We start from the raw sequence: 18,218 nt of genomic DNA, 5'->3' as shown, positions 1-18,218 counted from the left end.
AAAAGCTATTTATACTGATTCATTACAGTCCGATAACTTCATTGTTAATCGGACTTTTCTGCAGGAGAAAATAAAAATGTCAAAAATATTTCATTGCATGTAAGTTGCTTATTCAAGCATTTTTTCGCTATTATAGTAGGAGATATCTTTTTTTGGCCGGTTCCGTTTTCTTTAGTAAAACAAACATAATTATATAAAGAATAGCAAAGTCGTAACGAAGCTGTTATTTGTATATTGGTCAATAGAAAGCGTATCAGCATATTTAAATCTGCAACATCATCGAGGAATGCATATGAATTTTAATTTGGATCGTTCAGCCAAAACACCGCTGTACAAACAAATCGCAACATATATTGAAAATGGAATTTCTACAGGAGAATTTTCACCGGACGTCCCGTTGCCATCAGAACGTCATTTAGCAAAAGAGCTCCAAGTTAATCGCAGTACGGTAGTTGCTGCTTATGATGAGCTTCAATCGCTAGGAATCGTTGAAAGACGAAAAGGCAGCGGAACACATATTAGCACGGATATTTGGGGAATATCGGACAAGCGAATACCTAATTGGGGAAGGTATGTAGAAGATGGTTCGTTTCTTCCTAATTTACCGTTAGTCCAAAAAATACGAACAGAAACGCAAAATAATGAAATGATCAATATGGCGAGCGGGGAATTAGCTGCTGATTTATTTCCTGCAGAGCAGTTTCATTCTATTTTTAAAGAGTCTCCTTTTAATGAATATCTGGGTTATGATCATCCGCTTGGGAATGTTGATTTAAGAGAAACCATTTCCAAGCATCTTGCTGCCTATAAAGGTATTTCTATAGATGCAGCATCTATCCTGATTACTTCCGGCGCGCAGCAGGCACTTCATCTTATTGTTCAATGTTTACTGAAGCCGGGAGACGCAGTAGCGATAGAGGACCCGTCGTATGCTTATTCTTTACCTTTATTTAAGTCAGCCGGTTTACGTACCTTTTTATTAAAAAGCGATAAAAACGGGGTGCAACCTGAAGAAATTGTCGAATTGCATAAAAAACACCGCATTCGGATGGTTTTTATCAATCCTGATTTTCAAAATCCAACTGGTGTACAAATGCCTTTAAACAGACGAAAAAGAATATTGGAGATTTCATCTGACTATGGGATTCCGGTTGTAGAAGATGATCCGTACAGTATTACCGCGTTTGATGGAAATGTTGCTTCATCTTTAAAGCGAATGGATACGAACGGAAATGTATTATATATCAGCTCCTTATCTAAAATTGTTGCTTCTGGGCTGCGAATCGGCTGGGTTCTCGGACCGGAAAAAGTTATTCAACGTTTAGCTGATGCAAAACAGCAAATTGATTTTGGTCATAGTATTTTTCCGCAGTGGGTTGCCAATACATTTATTGGATCGCAGCAATTTGATGAGCATATAAATAAGGTCAGACAGCAGCTGGAAGAACGAAGGAAGCAGCTGTCAAAAGCGTTAACACACTTTTTAGGGGATAAAGTAGCATTTATCGAACCGAATGGCGGCATTCATTTATGGTGTAAGTTGAATGAACCCGTCGATGAATTTCAATTACTGGATGAATCGTTGAAAAGGGGATTTGCTTTTGTACCTGGTTCCATCTTTGGCGAGAGTAAAGGATTTGTTCGTTTCACTTATGGCAGAAGTACGAATGCCGATATCTGGGAAGGCATTTCTCGATTTGCAAAAGCTTTACAGTATTTGCTTGGCATAAATAACTCATCCTATCATCGCTAAAGTGGATGAGGTATTTTTATGCGAATTGGATGGTATCATTTTTTAGATTTCCGGTACAATGAAAATAGATTGAGAATGTATCCTACCAGGAAGCAGTTCAAACTAGGAAATGAAAACAGGAGATGAAATATGTCATGACATGGACGTTTATATTAATTACCATAGCAGGGATTATACTGAAATTTTTAACTAGCCCTCCAAGTGCTTTGGTGGGCTGGGTTTTAAATAAATTTGAGTTGCATCCAAAAATTGATGCAGAAAATAGCACGGTAACATATGGTGGAGAGTACCTGGAAGGAGATAAGAAACAAAGTGTTATAGATTCTTTTAATGGAGCCCAATTTTTATACAAGAATCATATTTTTCCAGGAAAAGAAGCCTCGTATCTTCAACCGGAAACGGGCATGATTCCACATATCATCAAATATAATAGAAAAAATAAAAACATCACATTTCATGTTTTTGCTTATGACAATCATGTAGATGTGGTTAAACAATGGAAGAAAAAAATGGCATCTTACACGCTTGATGCAGATTATATACAGAAAATGGCTTCGTCAGATAACAGGCTGCTGGATAATGCCTGATCGTACGTCAACGCTGCCGGGATCATTATGTCATTCAATGGACGTGGAGGGGGGATGAAACATGTTGAATAGCCTTATTATACTGGTTATTATCGTGTGTGTGTTGGCGTTAGTCGGAACGTTGCTTGTTACAAAAAAGCTGGATGATAATTATGAAAAGAAAAAAAGTTTCTCAAGTCTTTCTTATATTTATTTCCTTGGTCTTCCAGCAATTATTCTGATTTCCGTTCTTATCTGGGTTTTCGTTTAAAATGACATGTTACAAGTGACAATGATAATAACAGTGATGCGTAAAACACGGAATTTCCGTGTTTTTTTCTGTTTCCAGCATTATTTAGTACTTTATGCCGCAATTATCTTCCTTTTTTATTCCATTTGTATTATAATGAATTATGTTATTTGAAAGAATTATTTGTTAAATAAAGGAGGATAAGATGGAAAAACCACGAATACTCATTTTTATCTCATTATGCTTATTCATTGCTGGATGCAGCAGTACTTCAGAAGATACGAGTGCATCTGAACCTTCCTCATCTGAATCTTCTGAAGAAAGTGCGGATACGGAATCATTGGATACGGAGGAAGAAGCATCAGGTAACGAAACAAATGCCGATGAAGAAGAACAGCTTGCTTCCGGTTCAAATACCAGTACATATTTATTATCGGTAAAACTCCGGCCATTATATGCAAATGAAAATTATGATGAAGCGCTGGATTTAATCGAGGAATCTTTGGAAGAATATCCGGAAGAAGCCTTTCTTTATAATGATAAAGGCTATGTTCTCGTGGAACTTGGAAGACCAGAAGAAGCGAAAGAGGCTTTAGAAACAGCAATTGAGCTTGATGAAACGATGGAGTCTGCCTATAATAACTTGTCTTATGCACTGTCTGATTTAGGTGAATTTGAAGAGGCGATGGATGCAGCACAAACAGCGATTGATTTAAACTCAAATACACCGGAACAATATATTGCGATGGGGAATGCGCTTTCTATGCTGGATAGAGATGAAGAAGCCATACCTTATTTTGAAGAGGCATTGGAAATTGAACCGGATGTGGATTTTGCTTTGTATGGTATGGGAGTCAGTCTGCTTTATTTAGAGGAAACAGAAGAAAGCATTGTTTATCTAGAAAAGTTTTTGCAACAGCATCCAGAAGATGTCGATGCACTTGATATGCTTGTATATGCTTATGAACTGACAGAAGACTATGAGGAAGCTTTGCAATATGCTGACATTGTATTAGAAATGGATGATGAAGCCAATATCATATACAACCTGGACTATAAAGGAATTCTGCTTGCAAAAAATGACCAGTTGGATGAAGCAGAGGAGCTTTATGAAGACATGCTGGAAGAACACCCATTAGATAAAGGGGTTGCTTATTACGGTCTAGCTTTTATCGACATCCAGCGGGGGGAGATCGATGAAGGGCTGGATAAGTTGGAAGAAGTCTTAGAGGTAGATCCGGACTTGATTGAATATGCCGTCACAGATCCATTGTTTGAAGATATTTTAGATAATGAAAGATTTATAGAACTCGTTGAATCATATGATAATTCATTTAATGAACTATAGGAGAGATAAGCAAAAAGGTTTGATTTTACATGTATCAAGCCTTTTTGCTTTTTCATTGATTGGCAGCAGGTGATTCATTATCTTTGCCTCCCGACATTCAAACGGGATATATTATCCAATATTGAAAAAGAACCGAATTTTATGATAATGGAAATAAATGATATAATACGTTTTAATAGAATATATTACTAAAATACGGATAACCAATTGATGTTGATGTGTCCTGCTATTTGAATGGAGGGAAGCGAAATGAAAATCGAGCACGTGGCAATCTGGGTCAAAGATTTAGAAGCGATGAAACATTTTTACGAAACGTATTTCAATGGAAGTGCAAGTGCCAAGTATCATAATAAAGACAAAGCATTTGAGTCTTATTTTCTCACATTTGATGGAACAACACGTTTAGAAATCATGCGTCAATCAGGGGTGGATCAACCAGATTCAAAAAAGAGAACCGGTTGGGCTCATATTGCCATTTCCTTAGGGAGTCAAGAACAAGTGAATCAAATGACAGATACATTAAAAAAGACTGGTTTTCATTTAGTAAATGGTCCCCGCGTTACGGGAGATGGCTATTATGAAAGTGTTATTGAAGATCCGGAAGGCAATTATTTAGAATTAACGGTATAAAGATTGCCCTATAAAACAAGTAAAGTTCGAAAGTAGTTTTCGAAAAAACAGAAAGCGTTACCATCCGCGTAAAAAAGGAGAAATCAAAATGTATGAAAAAATAACAGAAGCAGCAAACCGTTTAGACGGCATTGCACATAAAACGCCAGTGCTGACTTCAACGCTTTTAAATGAATTAACCGGAAATTCTATTTTTCTAAAGTGTGAAAACTTCCAACGTATGGGGGCGTTTAAATTTCGTGGCGCCTATAATACGGTCAGCTCTCTTTCGCAAGAAGCCAGAAGGAAGGGAGTAATCGCCTATTCATCCGGAAATCATGCAATGGCTACGGCTTTAACTTGTAAAATACTTGCTATTCCGGCGACCGTAGTTATGCCTGAGGATGCTCCACGGGTTAAAACTGATGCTGTGGAGGACTACGGTGCGACAATTATTAAATATAACCGCTCCACAGAATCTCGGGAGGAAATTGCACAAGAGCTAATCGATAAATACGGTTATACGTTAATTCCGCCTTTCGATGCGGAGTCCATTATAGCTGGACAAGGTACCGTTGCACAAGAGTTCATAGAAGAAGTGGGAAAGCTTGATTATCTCCTGGTTCCCTGCGGGGGAGGCGGGCTGATAAGCGGATGTGCTGTTGCCGCCAAACACCTCTTGCCTGAATGTAAGGTGATTGGGGTGGAACCGGCGTTATCAGATGATGCAGCGAAGTCGTTTAAAACAGGTGAATTACAGACGATAAAAACACCAAACTCTGTTGCGGATGGTTTAAATACCCCTTCATTAGGAAAAATTACTTTTCCATTTATTAAGGAGCATGTAGATGATTTTATAACTGTTTCTGAGGAGGAAATCAAGACGGCTATGTACCTTCTTTGGACGCGGTTGAAGATTGTAGTCGAACCATCTGGAGCGGTTGCTTTAGCAGCGTATCGGAAGCTTTCTGTTAAAGGCAAAAGAGTTGGCGTGGTATTAAGCGGAGGAAATGTGGATGTCAGGAAAGCTGGTGATTTATTCAAGGATATCATCGTTTAATAGGAGCAGGGGGTGTGTTTGATGATTGATGCTCATATTCATCTGGATTGGTATCAGCCGAATGAATTACAACAGGTCATTCATGCACGCAAAATAGATGGAATGATAGCTGTAGCGAGCAATTTTGAGAGCTGCCAAACAGTATGGCAATTGGCCGAGAGGTATCCGTTTGTTTATCCCGCTTTTGGTTGGCATCCGGAACAGGCGCTGCCTTCTTCGCAAGAAATCAGCCAAATCATACAAGCAATCGAACAAAGATCAACAGATATTGTTGGTGTGGGGGAAGTCGGTGTACCTTATTATGCTAAACGTAAAGACGCTTCTTCTCTTGATGTTACACCTTATCACGCGATTTTGGAACGTTTTATACAAGTTGCAAAAAAGTATGATTTACCGATTATTTTACACGCGGTTTATGAAGATGCTTCTATTGTCTGTGATATGCTTGAAAAATATCAGATAAAACGGGCACATTTCCATTGGTTTAAAGGGGACCAGGCAACAATAAAACGGATGATAGCTAATCAATATATGATTTCTATAACGCCGGATTGCTGGTATGAAGAGGAGATTCAGTCTTTAATCAAACAATACCCATTAGAACTTATGATGGCAGAAACAGATGGACCATGGCCGTTTCAAGGACCTTTTCAGAATCAAATGACCCATCCGGATAGGATTATCGATGTCATGAAGAAAATAGCTGAAGTAAAACAGCTGCCTTTTGACAACGTTCGACAGCAAATAACAGACAATACGTATCATTTCTATCGATTGGAACGGTTTCATAAATAGCGCCAGCGCTGGATTGGAGAAACTATCTCTGAAAGGCTCTCTCGTTGGTTCCTTATTTTAGATAACAGGAAGCGTATAAGAGGGTGACAAATAAGGCAAAAGTGCAATAGAAAGATACTTTTGCCTTATCATGAGATGTTATTTAATTAAAATACGTTTCCAAACCTGCCACAATACCTTTTGTTGCATTTTCTTGATAGTGATCCGTTTGAATCACCTGCTGTTCCTCTGCATTGCTGATGAAACCAAGCTCAATTAAGATAGCAGTTTGCTGATTATCCTTCAACACTTGGAAATCGGCCTGTTGCGCCCCGCGATCATGGAGATCAACATGATTCATCAGCGATGTTTGTACAGATTGCGCAAGCATTTGGCTTTCACTTTCATTTTTGTAAAAGGTTTCTACCCCGCTCGCAGCTGGATCTTCCGAAGCATTATAGTGCAAGCTGATAAATGCGTCCGTATCTGCTGCATTACTAATATTGGCCCGTTCCTCCAATGAAAGATACGTATCATCTTCTCTGGTAAAGGTAACGGAAGCCCCTTGTTGACGTAATTGATCTCCTAATTTTTTAGCTGTGGTCAGCGCTAATGTTTTTTCATATACCTCTGACCCTACTGCGCCAGGATCTTTCCCGCCATGACCAGGATCAATCACAAAGTGACGGTCTGCAAGCGGATGTTCCGAGCTTTGTTCCGCTTGAACTTCTGGCTTGTCCTCTTTTGATTCAGTCTCTTCGTTTTCCGTTTCATCCTCTTTTTGTTCCGTATCAGCTTCTGATGCTTCATTTTGATTTTCTTCTGCTGTTTCCGACGACTCTATTGTTTCATTTTCTTCTGATACATCATCGCTGATGGTCGATTCGTTATCTTTATCAAGTAAATATAGAGCAATCCATACTTCTTCATCATGATAATACGTTTTTCCCCAACCGTATGATTCTTCAAAAATAGTAACTTTTTCTCCATGATTTAACTGTGTAACGACTGCTGCATTCTTATCAGGTGCATAACGTGCATTTACTGCGGATGCTTGAACACGGTACAATACTCCGTTTGTGCTAGATTCCGCAGACGTTGTATTTATTTCTGCAGCAGTTTCCGTTTCAATTTGTTGATTTTCTGTATCTTCTGTATCTTCTGTATCTGATTCCTCGTTTTCTGGCTCTGTCTGTATATCATCCACTGCGGAAAGGTGATGTAACGCGATCCAGGCCTGTTCACCGTTATAAAATGTTTTCCCCCAGCCATTGGATTCTTCAAAAATAGTAACTTTATAGTCTTTTTTTAATTCACCTAGAATGGTTGCATCCTCAGAGGGAGCATCCATGAATTCTATTGTTTCAGCATGAACTTGGTACATCTTCCCGTCGTCTGCATGAACTGTTGGTAAAAAAATGAATAGGCAAACGAAAAAAGCAATGCCTATCATTAAGTTGTACTTCATCTTGGAAATACCTCCAATTAATAGTTTGTTATATTGACAGGTTGTCCAATAAGTTTCATAGATATACATTTTTTGAAAGAAAAGAGTGGGAGTTTCAGATAATTTGTAATAATTTCATTGAATTCTATATTTTAAAGTTGAAAGAATGTGATAGACTGGAAGAAATACGATAAACTTTGATACCATAAACGTAGGTAACGATTAATAAAATAGGAAATGATTGACTTATGAAATATATTTTGTGGGAGGGTACATACGATTCGGAGAAGCTGATGATGAAATGGTATCAAACGAAACTTCATTCAGTGGGAGTTTTAAAGGCGATTTTCCGTGATAAATCGATGCATGAAATATGCTAAAAAATCATATAATATATTTCTTCGTTGAAATTATGAGCATCTTGACAACGTTCCGCACCTTCCCATAACATATATTGTATTATGAAAAATGTTTCTGTATTGCCTTTCAAGATACGAGAAATCGAAAAGAAGATAAAAAGAAGGTATGTAGATGGAGAAAAAAAGAGTGAGAGCAAAAAACAGTGGCGTTATGGAAGCATCTTCGAATAAGAGAATGCTATATTTGATTGCCATCATGGTTATTGGTTTTAATCTGAGACCAGCAATTACTTCTGTTGGACCGTTATTAGGGACGATACGGGATCAGATTGGTCTGGAGAATTGGAGTGCGGGGACAATTACCAGTCTGCCGCTGATTGCATTTGCTGTGATATCACCGCTTGCTCCGAGAATTGGACGGCGGCTGGGAAATGATCAAGCTGTCATGCTGGGACTGATACTGCTGTTCGTTGGCATTGGAATGCGCTCTGTTCCTTATACACCGCCTTTGTTTATTGGGACAGCTATTATTGGTGTTGGTATTGCCATTATGAATGTCCTGTTGCCGGCAGTAATTAAAGAGAAGTTCCCGCATAAAGTTGGCCAAATGACCAGTGTGTATTCGACATCGATGGCAATATTTGCAGCTACCGCTTCCGGGCTTTCTGTCCCGCTTGCAAAAAATGCAGGTTTGGGCTGGGAGTTAGCTTTATTATCTTGGGCTGTGCTGGCTGTAGTAGGAATTATTGTTTGGGTTTTTGTTCTTAGACAGGATTCCACGCCGAAAGAAGAACAGATAGCGTTAAGTAACCGATCTTTTAATGACGGTAATTTGTGGAAATCGCCACTAGCTTGGCAGGTTACTTTGTTTATGGGTTTGCAATCATTTATATTTTATGTAATCGTATCGTGGCTACCGGAAATAATGCAAAGTTTTGGCTTTTCCGTATCAGCAGCAGGCTGGCTAGTAGCCTATGTGCAGTTTGTTGGATTGCCGTCTACTTTTTTGGCACCGGTGTTGGCAGAAAAATTCTCCAACCAGCAAGGTATCGTATTAGGAATTGGCGGTGGTGCTACGATTGGTTTTGCCGGTCTATTAATCGGAGGGCCGCTGCCGCTCATTTTCGTTTGGGTAACACTGATTGGTGTTACTTTCGGAGGCGCTATCAGCTTATCCCTTGCGATGCTGGGGATGCGTGCGCGAAATGCTGAACAAGCAAGCTCGCTTTCCGGGATGGCACAATCCATCGGTTATATTTTTGCCGCAGTTGGACCATTGTTTATAGGGCTGCTGTTTGATATAACGCATGCATGGAATGCGTCCCTGATTGCTATCGTGGTTATTTGTTTACTGATGACACTGGCAGGATTGGGCGCTGGCAGAAATAGATACGTGTAAGTGTTTCGTTCTGTCCGGAATGCAGTTGAAAGCTGTTTTCCAGATACGGAATGTATTTATCCTGAGTGATGGAAAAGGCAAGGGAATTCTGTATGTAGTCATGTAAAGGGCTTCCGGAGATACAAATTTAATAATCTAATCATGATGCTAAAAAATCCCTCTTTGTTCTATTTGAAGACAAAGAGGATTTTTACTTTACTAGGCTTTCAATGAAAAGTCATCCGCTAAGATTGCCCTAAGACTTTGAATGCTTTTTTAAACGTCTTTTTCAGATAGAAAAAGAAGCAATGTCTAAAAGAACGCATAAAAGGAAGCCTTAAGTAAAAAGATTAGAAAACTTGTTCGTTTCACCATGCTTTATTCAACTCTAACATAATGTGTTAAGATTTATGAAATGCTTTAAAAAACTATCTAACAAATAACAGAAGACAAGCAAGAATAGCCAGTCACATGAAAACAGTATGATAAATTGTTAGATTAATAAATATATCATTGGGAGATGTTACATTTGGACAATATGTCAATACACTGTTGTTAAATGACCCGAAAGTCATTGCCGGAAAGCTTTTTTAAAGAAAATTAATCCAGCCGACATAGAGGAAGGAGGCTTGTGTATATTCCAGCATCCACAATTCAAGCAATAACATATGACATTGTCTCCAAAGGGTCTTATCCATGATAAGGCCTTTTTTGTATGGGAATAAGACTCATCATATTTTGATTAAAAAATGATTGTTTAAAAATTTTTGACAAAATCTTTTTGACTGTAGAATGACTTATGATACTCTAACGATAACTTGAATGACTGGAAAGATGATGTTGGCATGTAAACGGATGAAGACAGATTACTACATTTATTTTCCATACTTTATTTGAAGGCGAAGGTTTTACGGGCGTTTCTCCGTGATAAAAAGTCAATTTCGGACGTTTACGAGTTAGGTTTACAGTGAATAAAGCTAACTATAAAGGCTTTTTTCATTGTTTCTCGATATTTTCTTAGCTTTTCTTGTTGTAAAAGGGTTGTTTTTACTTACAAGTACACTAAATGAATTAGATGTATTTCTTAAGATGACCCTGAAATAGAAAGATGGATTTCAAAATAATCAAGGTGGTGAGTAGCATGGAAGTTTTATATTTTACAGCGGGAAGTTCTGTTTATGAAATAAAAAAAGAGGAGCAGGAATGGGTAATGGAAGAAAGACGAACACCAGCACCATTTTTATGTCTTGCAGCAGACCCTAGCCAGAAAGGACGGCTGTATGGAGGGACCTTTAACGAAGGTTTATGGATAAGTAATGATTGTGGCAAGACATGGACAGCAGCTGGATCAGGGATATCACATAACAGAGTAATGAGTGTGGCGGTCAGTCCAACAGAGGTGAAAAATGGATATCATGTTGTTTGGGCAGGTACAGAACCGAGCGGACTATTTCGTTCCGAAGATGGGGGTAAAACTTGGACTGATTGTCCAGGTCTATTAGATTTACCTTCCAAATCTGCTTGGAGTTTTCCGCCTCGTCCATACACACATCACGTACGTTGGATTGAACCGGATATCCATGATGAGAACCGTATATTTGTCGGCATTGAACTTGGCGGCGTGATGAAAAGTGAAGATAAAGGAGCAAGTTGGGAAGATCGAAAACCTCATTCACAATATGATTGTCATACTTTAACAACACATGCTCAAGCTCCAGGGCGAATATATGAAGCTGCAGGCGGCGGTTATGCAGAAAGCTTTGATGCCGGTAACACTTGGCAGACAGTGAATGAGGGCCTTGCACCTTATAACTATTTAGTTCATATCGCTGTAGACGCAGGGAATGCTGATACAATGGTTGCTGCCGCAGCGCAAAGTCCTTATGAAGCTTATGATCCGGCGCACGCACGTACGATTTTGGTACGACGGGAAGATGGGGCTTCCTGGTCGCCTGTAGAAAATGGCTTACCTGGTGCGGAAGGTTCCTCTGTCTTTGCTTTAACTTCCCATCCATCGGAATCAGGGGCTTTTTACGCTGTGAATAATCTTGGTTTTTACCTTTCTTATGATGCCGGGCAAACCTGGGAAAGGGTACCGCTGGAATGGCCAGATTACTTGAAAACAAAAAGAATTCATGGATTTGTCATGATTGCCTCCCCGGATTAAAACACAATAGAGGTCACATCTATAAATTAAAATTTTATTGTCTCCTACAGTTATGTTAGCTACATTATATTTCGAATATATTAATGACGTTATAGAAGGAGTTGAATTCATGCACACAAAGAGGCGTAACAATTGCCAAACTGGCTTGCTTTTAACTTTTACGACAACGGTATTGCTTGCGCTTAGCGGATGTGTCTCCGAGAAAGAGAATGGAGAGGATCCTGCGTCCAATCCATCTGAAGATAAAAGGGAAACGATAAGCCCGCCAAACGAGGAAGAAGAGACAGAGAATGATCCGGACGTGCCAGAGGCTTACGGTGTCAGCGCAGGGCACCCAGATGCTGTAGAAGCTGGAATGACCGTTTTGGAAAATGGAGGTAATGCTGTGGATGCAGCCATTGCAACTGCGTATGCCATTTCTGTAGTCGAGCCTTTTGCTTCAGGAATCGGAGGCGGCGGGGTAACCCTGGTTCAAGAGCAGGGTCAAGATCCCGAGGCATATGATTATCGTGAAGTCGTCCCTGAAGACGGCATTCCTTCATCAGATATTGGTGTGCCAGGGTTTGTAGCTGGGACAAAGGAATTACATGACGACTATGGGAGTGCTGACTGGCAAACGGTGATGAACCCGGCGATTGATTTAGCAGAAAGTTCGGAGGTATCTGAAACCTTAGCGCAGCAGCTTCAATCTGCTGAGGACCGCTTGCCGGTCGAGCAGCTGGAGCATTTTTATCCGGAGGGTACAGCGATTGAAGCAGGCGCTACGTTAGAACAATCGGCATTGGCCGAAACATTGCGTGATATTCGGGATAGTGATGGAACGTCCTTTTATGAAGGGAATACCGGAGAGAACTTAGCGGCGATTGAAGGGCTGGATAGAGACTCGCTTGCGGACTTCGATGTTGGTCGGCATGATCCGGTGACTGGAGAATTTGCCGGATATGAGGTGACTGGTGCTCCGCCGCCGCTTCCTGGTGCCAGTGTCATTCAAATGCTGCAAATGATAGAAGAACGGGGAACATTAGATGAAGAACGGAATAGCAGACCATTTGTGCATGATATTGCGATGTCTTGGCGAATTGCCCAACAATTTGTTGATTCGGATTTTGGCGATCCTTCCTTTGTGGATGTTCCAGTTGACTCTTTGGTTGACCGTGAACAAAATGCCGATTTAGCAGAAGAAATCTCCAGTGGCAGCTTGCTTCCTGAGGACGAAGAGCGGACTTATGGTGATTCGGATCCTAATACGACACATATTACTGTCATTGATGATAACGGCACCGTCATTTCCATGACGAATACGCTGACCAATTTCTTTGGATCGGGTGAGTACGCAGAAGGTTTCTTTCTGAATAATCAGATGTCCCGGTTTGACATTGGCCAAACTGAACAAAATACACCGGAACCTGGACGGCGTTCCGTTACTTGGTCTTCCCCGATGATTGTTGCGGATGAGGAGGGACCTGTTTTAGGAATCGGCAGTCCGGGAGGCGAACGTATTCCGATCATGCTTACGCAAGTGATTGCGGACTGGGTTCAAGAAGATTCGGATTTGGAAGCCGTTGTTGAAGCGGATCGCTTTCATCTGACGGATGACGCCCTTGTGATGGAAAGCGCACCGGAAACGAACGTGAGAGAAGCGTTGCTTGATATCGGTTATCGTGAGATTCGTGAAGCTCCGACCCCGCTTTATTTCGGTTCGATTCAAGCGTTGATGATTGATCGGGATAAGGATGACATATCAGGAGCGGCTGACTCCCGGCGTGAAGCCGATTGGCGTGTAGAACCACGGGATTAAGTAAGAATCTAGCATTAAAAAAATGCATGTGGCCATTTTAATGTAAGGAGTTAAAGAGGATTCTATGACATTAATAAAGCAGAACGATCAACATCAAAGAATTGCTATTTTAGACCAAATGCGGGGCATTGTTTTACTCGGAATCTTTTTAGCCAATGTTCCAGGTCTGTCTTCCGTCGATACGGAAAATTTATCTCCGGTTAATGAAGTATTAAGAAGTCTGGAAGAGATTATATTAAGTGACAGTACCCGGCCATTGTTTGCGTTCATGTTTGGGCTGAGTCTCATGTTACTTTATAATCGTTTAAAAGCGAAGGAAATCAATCCTTATCCGATGTTATTCAGACGGTTATTTTTGCTTACCCTCGTTGGTGCTGTGCACGGTTACGCTATTTGGTCGGGAGATATACTGCTCATGTACGGGATGGCAGGATTTGTCCTTCTGTTGTTTATGGATTGGTCAGCAGCTGGATTAGTTATGACGGCTTTTCTTTTCTGGATTGTTTACACAATTGGATCGGATGTCATCAGTTACTTTTCCTCCTACCATTTGTCGCTGGAAGATGGTTTGAAAGGTCTCTTGCCTGATTCCGAACAGCCGCCAACAGGAACAGAATATCTTATTATTGAATTTTCTTCCATGGTTGCACATATCGGTTTTTTCCTGTTTGGTATGTATGCGTATCGCAAGGGCTTGTTTACAATCATCGAAAAGCGAAGAACAGCCATGGGGTTATTGGCAGTTATTTGTCTTGTGATTGGCTTGGCAGGGAAAATAAGCCTTTATGATAGGATTGTGTTACATCCGTTAGAAAATTTCTATCCCTTTGTTGTAACGATTGGCATGATATTATGCATTGTCCTTTTAGGAACAAGCAAGACAAGCATGTCGAAGTTGCTTGTCCCGTTCACTTCCGTTGGTAAGATGGCGTTTACGAATTATCTTTTACAATCCATTGTGTTCGTGAGCTTATTTCAATCGAGTGGACGAACGATTTTTATCAACTTAGGGATTTGGCAGGAACCAAGTTATGCGTTCGCTCTTGGTATTGGTGTCATCTTATTCGCAGTGCAAATGATTTTCAGTCATTTTTGGTTAAAAGCATTTCGCTATGGACCATTTGAATGGCTTTGGAGGATAGGGACTTATGGAAAAATGGTTTCCATAAAGAGGAGAGAGGAAACGGAATAGACACATGCTATATATTAATGAAAAAATCCAACTAAGCTGATAGTTGGATTTTTTACTGACTATTTACGACTGATTGGATTAAGCCCAAGCACCTTTTCGGAAGACAGGAACACGGCTGCCATCTTCTTTAATGCCATCAATATTCATTTGATCCGAGCCAATCATGAAATCGACGTGTGTTGTGGAACGATTCAGACCTGCTTCTTGTAATTCTTCTTCTGTCATTTCTGTTCCGCCCTCTAAGTTAAACGCATAAGCAGACCCTAGCGCTAAGTGATTGGAAGCATTTTCGTCAAATAGCGTATTGAAGAAAGTCAATCCGGATTGGGAGATTGGTGATGCATCCGGAACTAAAGCAACTTCGCCTAAGCGGGAGGCTCCTTCGTCTTGCTGGACTAATTTTTGGATAACTTCTTCGCCTTTTTCAGCGGTCACTTTGGTTACTTTCCCATTTTCAAAATGGAATTCCATCCCTTCGATGACAGAACCGGCATAACTTAATGGTTTGGTTGACACGACCACGCCATCGACCCGGTTAGCATCCGGGGCAGTAAATACTTCTTCTGTCGGCATATTGGCTATAAAACGCTCCCCGCGTGCATTAAAGCTTCCAGCTCCTTCCCAGCGATGATTTTTTGGAAGGCCGACCGTTAAGTCTGTACCCGGAGCAGTGTAATGCAGGGCTGTGAATTGTTCTTTATTCAATGATTCTGCTTTCGTTTCCAGAGTTTGATCTTTTTCTTCCCATGTTTGAACCGCGTCGTCATCATATAGATGAATTGCTTTGAAAATAGCGTCCCATAAAGCATCTGTCTGTGCTTCCGTTGAATCTAATTCAGGAAAAACTTTCGCTGCCCATTCTGGACTGGCTGCAGCTGTTACAATCCAGGAAAATTTATTAGATTGAGTTGCTTGAGCCATTGGTTTGAAGGCTTCGCCGGATGCTTTTTGTGCCGCTGCGATTTTTTCACCGTCTAATCCTTTTAAAGCATCGGGATCATTGGACACAACATTGATACGAGTGGCACCTTCTTCAATGATATAGTTCATTTCTTCGATGCGGTAGTCCGGAATATCTGTTAATGTTTCTGTCGATTGATGTTCAAACCCAAGTCTGGAAACTTTATCGTCTCCCCATTTGACAATAACGCGTTTGGCGCCTTTTTCGTAAGCAGCTTTCGTTATTTTACGGGCTAATGGAGCTTGGTCGACATCAATGGATAAAACAACGGTGTGACCTTCTTGCACATTGACACCAGCAGAAACGATTAACTCAGCATATTTTTGTAGTAATTGATTAAAATTTTCCAAAGCCATGTATAAAGCCTCCTTGTAAATTGATATTCGTTTTCATAGTAGCACAATCATTTCTGAATCACAAAAAAGAGCGAATGAACGGTTTGGTTTACACCGGACGAATATTTCCTCATGATGAAAAATCAAAACGCAGCTTTTTTATTCCATTTCCAAGCCTACATTGCCAAATTGGTTTCCGGATTTCATTCTCTCCAATGCTTGTTCGATTTTGATAAGTGGATAAACACTGTCCAGCACCGGTTTTATGTTGTGATGTGTAATAAATTGTATCATCTGTTCGAACTCTTCCTTACTTCCCATAGAAGTTCCTAAGATATTCAATTGCGGGTAAAAGAGGGAGCGTAAAGAAAGGTTCACGCTGTCTCCAGAACTCGCTCCAAAAGTAACCAAATTCCCATCTGGCTTTAAGACGTCAATGTATTTCGGGAAGAGAGCTGGTCCAATACTATCTAATATGATATCAAAATTTCCCTTTTTTATTGCAGTCTTCCAGTCACTGTTTGTTTTTAAAAGATAATCCGCTCCGAGATCTCCAGCTTTACGCAGCTTCTCTTCGTCTCTTGAGGTGACGCCCACCTTTGCTCCGATTGCTTTTGCAAAGAGGAGGGCATAGGTTGCTACGCCGCTTCCAATTCCGGGAATGAGAAGATGCTGTCCCGTTTGCAGTTGTCCTTTGGTAAACAGCGCCCGGTATGCTGTAAGAGCGGAAAGAGATAATATACCAGCTTCTATCCAGGAAAGATAAACGGGTTTTTTAATGATATTTTGGGAGGGAATTACAATATATTCGGAAAAGGTGCCATTTGATGGACCGCCTAAAATACGCGGAGTCATTGGTACATTTTTGGCTGTATCCCAATCCAGACTTGGATTAATAATAACCGCGTCATATAACTCAAAATCCATAACTCCTTCTCCCAGTTCTGTAATGATTCCGGCACCATCCGAGCCCGGGGTATAAAATGTTTCATGAGACCGTTGCTGATTCATGACAAATAGATCGCGCCGGTTTAACCCTGCCGATTTTAACTTGATTTTGACTTCTCCTGCTTTTGGTCTTTTATTTTCTATTTCCTGATAAGATAATCCTGTTTGAGTTTGATAAATGATTGCTTTCATTTTTTCTCCTTTCTATTCCAATACGTTATAATAGCGAAAGGAACGAACATTCTTTTTAAATTAAAACAAAATGAATAAAAAGCTTTTATCTTTTATTTATTGTATAGTAAACAGAGGAACGGCGGAAATACGGATTGATTATGTAGTTCATAACCAATTGTTATGGGGTGAGAAAATGAATCAAACTGGGCTAGAAGCATATATTGCGATTGTTGAGGAAAAAAGCATTACCAAAGCAGCAAGCCGTTTACATATTTCTCAGCCTGCATTAAGTAAACAGGTAAGAAGCTTAGAAGCAGATTTACATACAAAATTGCTCGCCAGAAGCTCGAAAGGGATTGAACTGACAAAGGAAGGGGAATATTTTTATCATCAGGCATTATCTTTGCTGCAGGAAATGAGAAGAACCAGAGAGCAGCTGAATAGAATGCAGCAATCTGAAAAACTGACGATTGGCTGTTTACCGAGTATTTCAACCGCTTTTCTTCCGGACGTTATGGATGCTGATCATTCTATCTTTATTCAAAATCATTCGGAGGCACTTGTCCAATCTATAATGAATGGACAAATTGATGTGGCTTTTATCGATGCTTCTTTTCAAACAAAGGAGGCAGTGACAGCGGAATTATTTTCGGAGAATTATTATGTCGTTATGCCAAAGCAATATATAAAAGAGAAGCCAGAGATGCTGGAATGGCAGGATATTGTGAAGTTTCCGCTTATTTTGCATACCAGTCCCTGCGACTCTCGAAGCAGGATTTTAGCTTTTGCAAAACAGGTTGGTGCGATTCCGACGATTTCAAGGGAGGTTCCTTTTGGTGATTTTCTATACGGGTATGTATTAGCTGGGGAAGGAATAACCATTGTGCCGGCATTGCTTGTTAAAAGTATCAAGCATTTAAATGTCCATCTTATCCCTGTTAACGGTATGGAGCGTACGATTGCTATCTGTAGTAAAAGTGAGGAGAAAAGAGATAAGCTTTTATCGTTGATTGATAAAGGTTTGGTATCTAAATAACGGGTATCTGAATTATCATAGAGTGTAATAAATAAAGCGGGTTGTATTTGAAAAAATTTATAA

At 40.2% G+C, this 18,218-nt stretch carries 15 protein-coding genes; 12 read left to right on the top strand and 3 right to left on the bottom strand.

What is annotated here, in order from left to right:
• The first annotated feature begins 292 nt into the window (after nucleotides 1-292).
• The 7 genes from pdxR (at nucleotide 293) to B7E05_RS12260 (ending at nucleotide 6,381) form a co-directional block, all read left to right on the top strand.
• Nucleotides 293-1,753, top strand: coding sequence for a MocR-like pyridoxine biosynthesis transcription factor PdxR (gene pdxR, locus B7E05_RS12290; RefSeq protein WP_080874478.1), 1,461 nt, complete (start codon nucleotides 293-295; stop codon nucleotides 1,751-1,753).
• Between the two features lie 134 nt (nucleotides 1,754-1,887).
• Complete coding sequence (locus tag B7E05_RS12285) at nucleotides 1,888-2,340, top strand: YfmQ family protein (protein WP_143833231.1); 453 nt, start codon at nucleotides 1,888-1,890, stop codon at nucleotides 2,338-2,340.
• 61 nt (nucleotides 2,341-2,401) lie between these two features.
• Nucleotides 2,402-2,590 carry a hypothetical protein gene (locus B7E05_RS12280; RefSeq protein ID WP_080874476.1) on the top strand — a complete coding sequence of 63 codons (189 nt, stop codon included), beginning with the start codon at nucleotides 2,402-2,404 and terminating at the stop codon, nucleotides 2,588-2,590.
• A 184-nt stretch (nucleotides 2,591-2,774) separates the two neighbouring features.
• Complete coding sequence (locus B7E05_RS12275; RefSeq protein WP_080874475.1) at nucleotides 2,775-3,917, top strand: tetratricopeptide repeat protein; 1,143 nt, start codon at nucleotides 2,775-2,777, stop codon at nucleotides 3,915-3,917.
• Between the two features lie 249 nt (nucleotides 3,918-4,166).
• Nucleotides 4,167-4,547: a VOC family protein gene (locus B7E05_RS12270; RefSeq protein ID WP_080874474.1), complete on the top strand. Its 381-nt coding sequence runs from the start codon at nucleotides 4,167-4,169 to the stop codon at nucleotides 4,545-4,547.
• A gap of 88 nt (nucleotides 4,548-4,635) precedes the next feature.
• Entirely contained in the window at nucleotides 4,636-5,586 is a 951-nt protein-coding gene (locus tag B7E05_RS12265) for a threo-3-hydroxy-L-aspartate ammonia-lyase (RefSeq protein ID WP_080874473.1), read from the top strand.
• Nucleotides 5,587-5,607: 21 nt separating this feature from the next.
• Nucleotides 5,608-6,381 carry a TatD family hydrolase gene (locus B7E05_RS12260; protein ID WP_080874472.1) on the top strand — a complete coding sequence of 258 codons (774 nt, stop codon included), beginning with the start codon at nucleotides 5,608-5,610 and terminating at the stop codon, nucleotides 6,379-6,381.
• A 142-nt stretch (nucleotides 6,382-6,523) separates the two neighbouring features.
• Here B7E05_RS12260 and B7E05_RS12255 read toward each other — a convergent pair whose 3' ends face one another.
• Nucleotides 6,524-7,828, bottom strand: coding sequence for an N-acetylmuramoyl-L-alanine amidase family protein (locus B7E05_RS12255; RefSeq protein ID WP_179134534.1), 1,305 nt, complete (start codon nucleotides 7,826-7,828; stop codon nucleotides 6,524-6,526).
• 549 nt (nucleotides 7,829-8,377) lie between these two features.
• Here B7E05_RS12255 and B7E05_RS12250 point away from each other — a divergent pair.
• The 4 genes from B7E05_RS12250 to B7E05_RS12235 all read left to right on the top strand — a co-directional run bounded on the left by B7E05_RS12250 (nucleotide 8,378) and on the right by B7E05_RS12235 (nucleotide 14,701).
• Nucleotides 8,378-9,565 (top strand): CynX/NimT family MFS transporter, encoded by a 1,188-nt coding sequence (locus tag B7E05_RS12250; RefSeq protein ID WP_080876295.1) that lies wholly within the window; start codon nucleotides 8,378-8,380, stop codon nucleotides 9,563-9,565.
• A gap of 1,120 nt (nucleotides 9,566-10,685) precedes the next feature.
• Nucleotides 10,686-11,711 carry a WD40/YVTN/BNR-like repeat-containing protein gene (locus B7E05_RS12245; protein WP_080874470.1) on the top strand — a complete coding sequence of 342 codons (1,026 nt, stop codon included), beginning with the start codon at nucleotides 10,686-10,688 and terminating at the stop codon, nucleotides 11,709-11,711.
• 109 nt (nucleotides 11,712-11,820) lie between these two features.
• On the top strand, nucleotides 11,821-13,509 hold the full coding sequence (locus tag B7E05_RS12240) for a gamma-glutamyltransferase family protein (protein ID WP_179134533.1): 1,689 nt from the start codon (nucleotides 11,821-11,823) through the stop codon (nucleotides 13,507-13,509).
• A 64-nt stretch (nucleotides 13,510-13,573) separates the two neighbouring features.
• The gene (locus B7E05_RS12235; RefSeq protein ID WP_080874468.1) at nucleotides 13,574-14,701 is read left to right on the top strand and encodes a DUF418 domain-containing protein; all 1,128 of its coding nucleotides are present in this window, start codon (nucleotides 13,574-13,576) and stop codon (nucleotides 14,699-14,701) included.
• 78 nt (nucleotides 14,702-14,779) lie between these two features.
• Here B7E05_RS12235 and B7E05_RS12230 read toward each other — a convergent pair whose 3' ends face one another.
• Together B7E05_RS12230 and B7E05_RS12225 are read right to left on the bottom strand one after the other, a co-directional pair.
• Nucleotides 14,780-16,018, bottom strand: coding sequence for an aminopeptidase (locus B7E05_RS12230; RefSeq protein ID WP_080874467.1), 1,239 nt, complete (start codon nucleotides 16,016-16,018; stop codon nucleotides 14,780-14,782).
• A gap of 138 nt (nucleotides 16,019-16,156) precedes the next feature.
• Entirely contained in the window at nucleotides 16,157-17,137 is a 981-nt protein-coding gene (locus B7E05_RS12225; RefSeq protein WP_080874466.1) for a zinc-binding dehydrogenase, read from the bottom strand.
• Between the two features lie 175 nt (nucleotides 17,138-17,312).
• On the opposite strand from B7E05_RS12225, the gene B7E05_RS12220 reads away from it, so the two are divergent.
• Nucleotides 17,313-18,155, top strand: coding sequence for a LysR family transcriptional regulator (locus B7E05_RS12220; RefSeq protein WP_179134532.1), 843 nt, complete (start codon nucleotides 17,313-17,315; stop codon nucleotides 18,153-18,155).
• The last annotated feature ends 63 nt before the right edge of the window (nucleotides 18,156-18,218 follow it).

Source organism: Oceanobacillus timonensis (genome assembly GCF_900166635.1).
Lineage (GTDB): Bacteria > Bacillota > Bacilli > Bacillales > Amphibacillaceae > Oceanobacillus > Oceanobacillus timonensis.
This window is presented reverse-complemented; position numbering and strand designations above follow the sequence as displayed.

Coding starts and splice junctions, on each gene's coding strand:
- pdxR (WP_080874478.1), top strand. CDS start 293: ATGAATTTTAATTTGGATCGTTCAGCCAAAACACCGCTGTACAAACAA.
- B7E05_RS12285 (WP_143833231.1), top strand. CDS start 1,888: ATGACATGGACGTTTATATTAATTACCATAGCAGGGATTATACTGAAA.
- B7E05_RS12280 (WP_080874476.1), top strand. CDS start 2,402: ATGTTGAATAGCCTTATTATACTGGTTATTATCGTGTGTGTGTTGGCG.
- B7E05_RS12275 (WP_080874475.1), top strand. CDS start 2,775: ATGGAAAAACCACGAATACTCATTTTTATCTCATTATGCTTATTCATT.
- B7E05_RS12270 (WP_080874474.1), top strand. CDS start 4,167: ATGAAAATCGAGCACGTGGCAATCTGGGTCAAAGATTTAGAAGCGATG.
- B7E05_RS12265 (WP_080874473.1), top strand. CDS start 4,636: ATGTATGAAAAAATAACAGAAGCAGCAAACCGTTTAGACGGCATTGCA.
- B7E05_RS12260 (WP_080874472.1), top strand. CDS start 5,608: ATGATTGATGCTCATATTCATCTGGATTGGTATCAGCCGAATGAATTA.
- B7E05_RS12255 (WP_179134534.1), bottom strand. CDS start 7,828: ATGAAGTACAACTTAATGATAGGCATTGCTTTTTTCGTTTGCCTATTC.
- B7E05_RS12250 (WP_080876295.1), top strand. CDS start 8,378: ATGGAAGCATCTTCGAATAAGAGAATGCTATATTTGATTGCCATCATG.
- B7E05_RS12245 (WP_080874470.1), top strand. CDS start 10,686: ATGGAAGTTTTATATTTTACAGCGGGAAGTTCTGTTTATGAAATAAAA.
- B7E05_RS12240 (WP_179134533.1), top strand. CDS start 11,821: ATGCACACAAAGAGGCGTAACAATTGCCAAACTGGCTTGCTTTTAACT.
- B7E05_RS12235 (WP_080874468.1), top strand. CDS start 13,574: ATGACATTAATAAAGCAGAACGATCAACATCAAAGAATTGCTATTTTA.
- B7E05_RS12230 (WP_080874467.1), bottom strand. CDS start 16,018: ATGGCTTTGGAAAATTTTAATCAATTACTACAAAAATATGCTGAGTTA.
- B7E05_RS12225 (WP_080874466.1), bottom strand. CDS start 17,137: ATGAAAGCAATCATTTATCAAACTCAAACAGGATTATCTTATCAGGAA.
- B7E05_RS12220 (WP_179134532.1), top strand. CDS start 17,313: ATGAATCAAACTGGGCTAGAAGCATATATTGCGATTGTTGAGGAAAAA.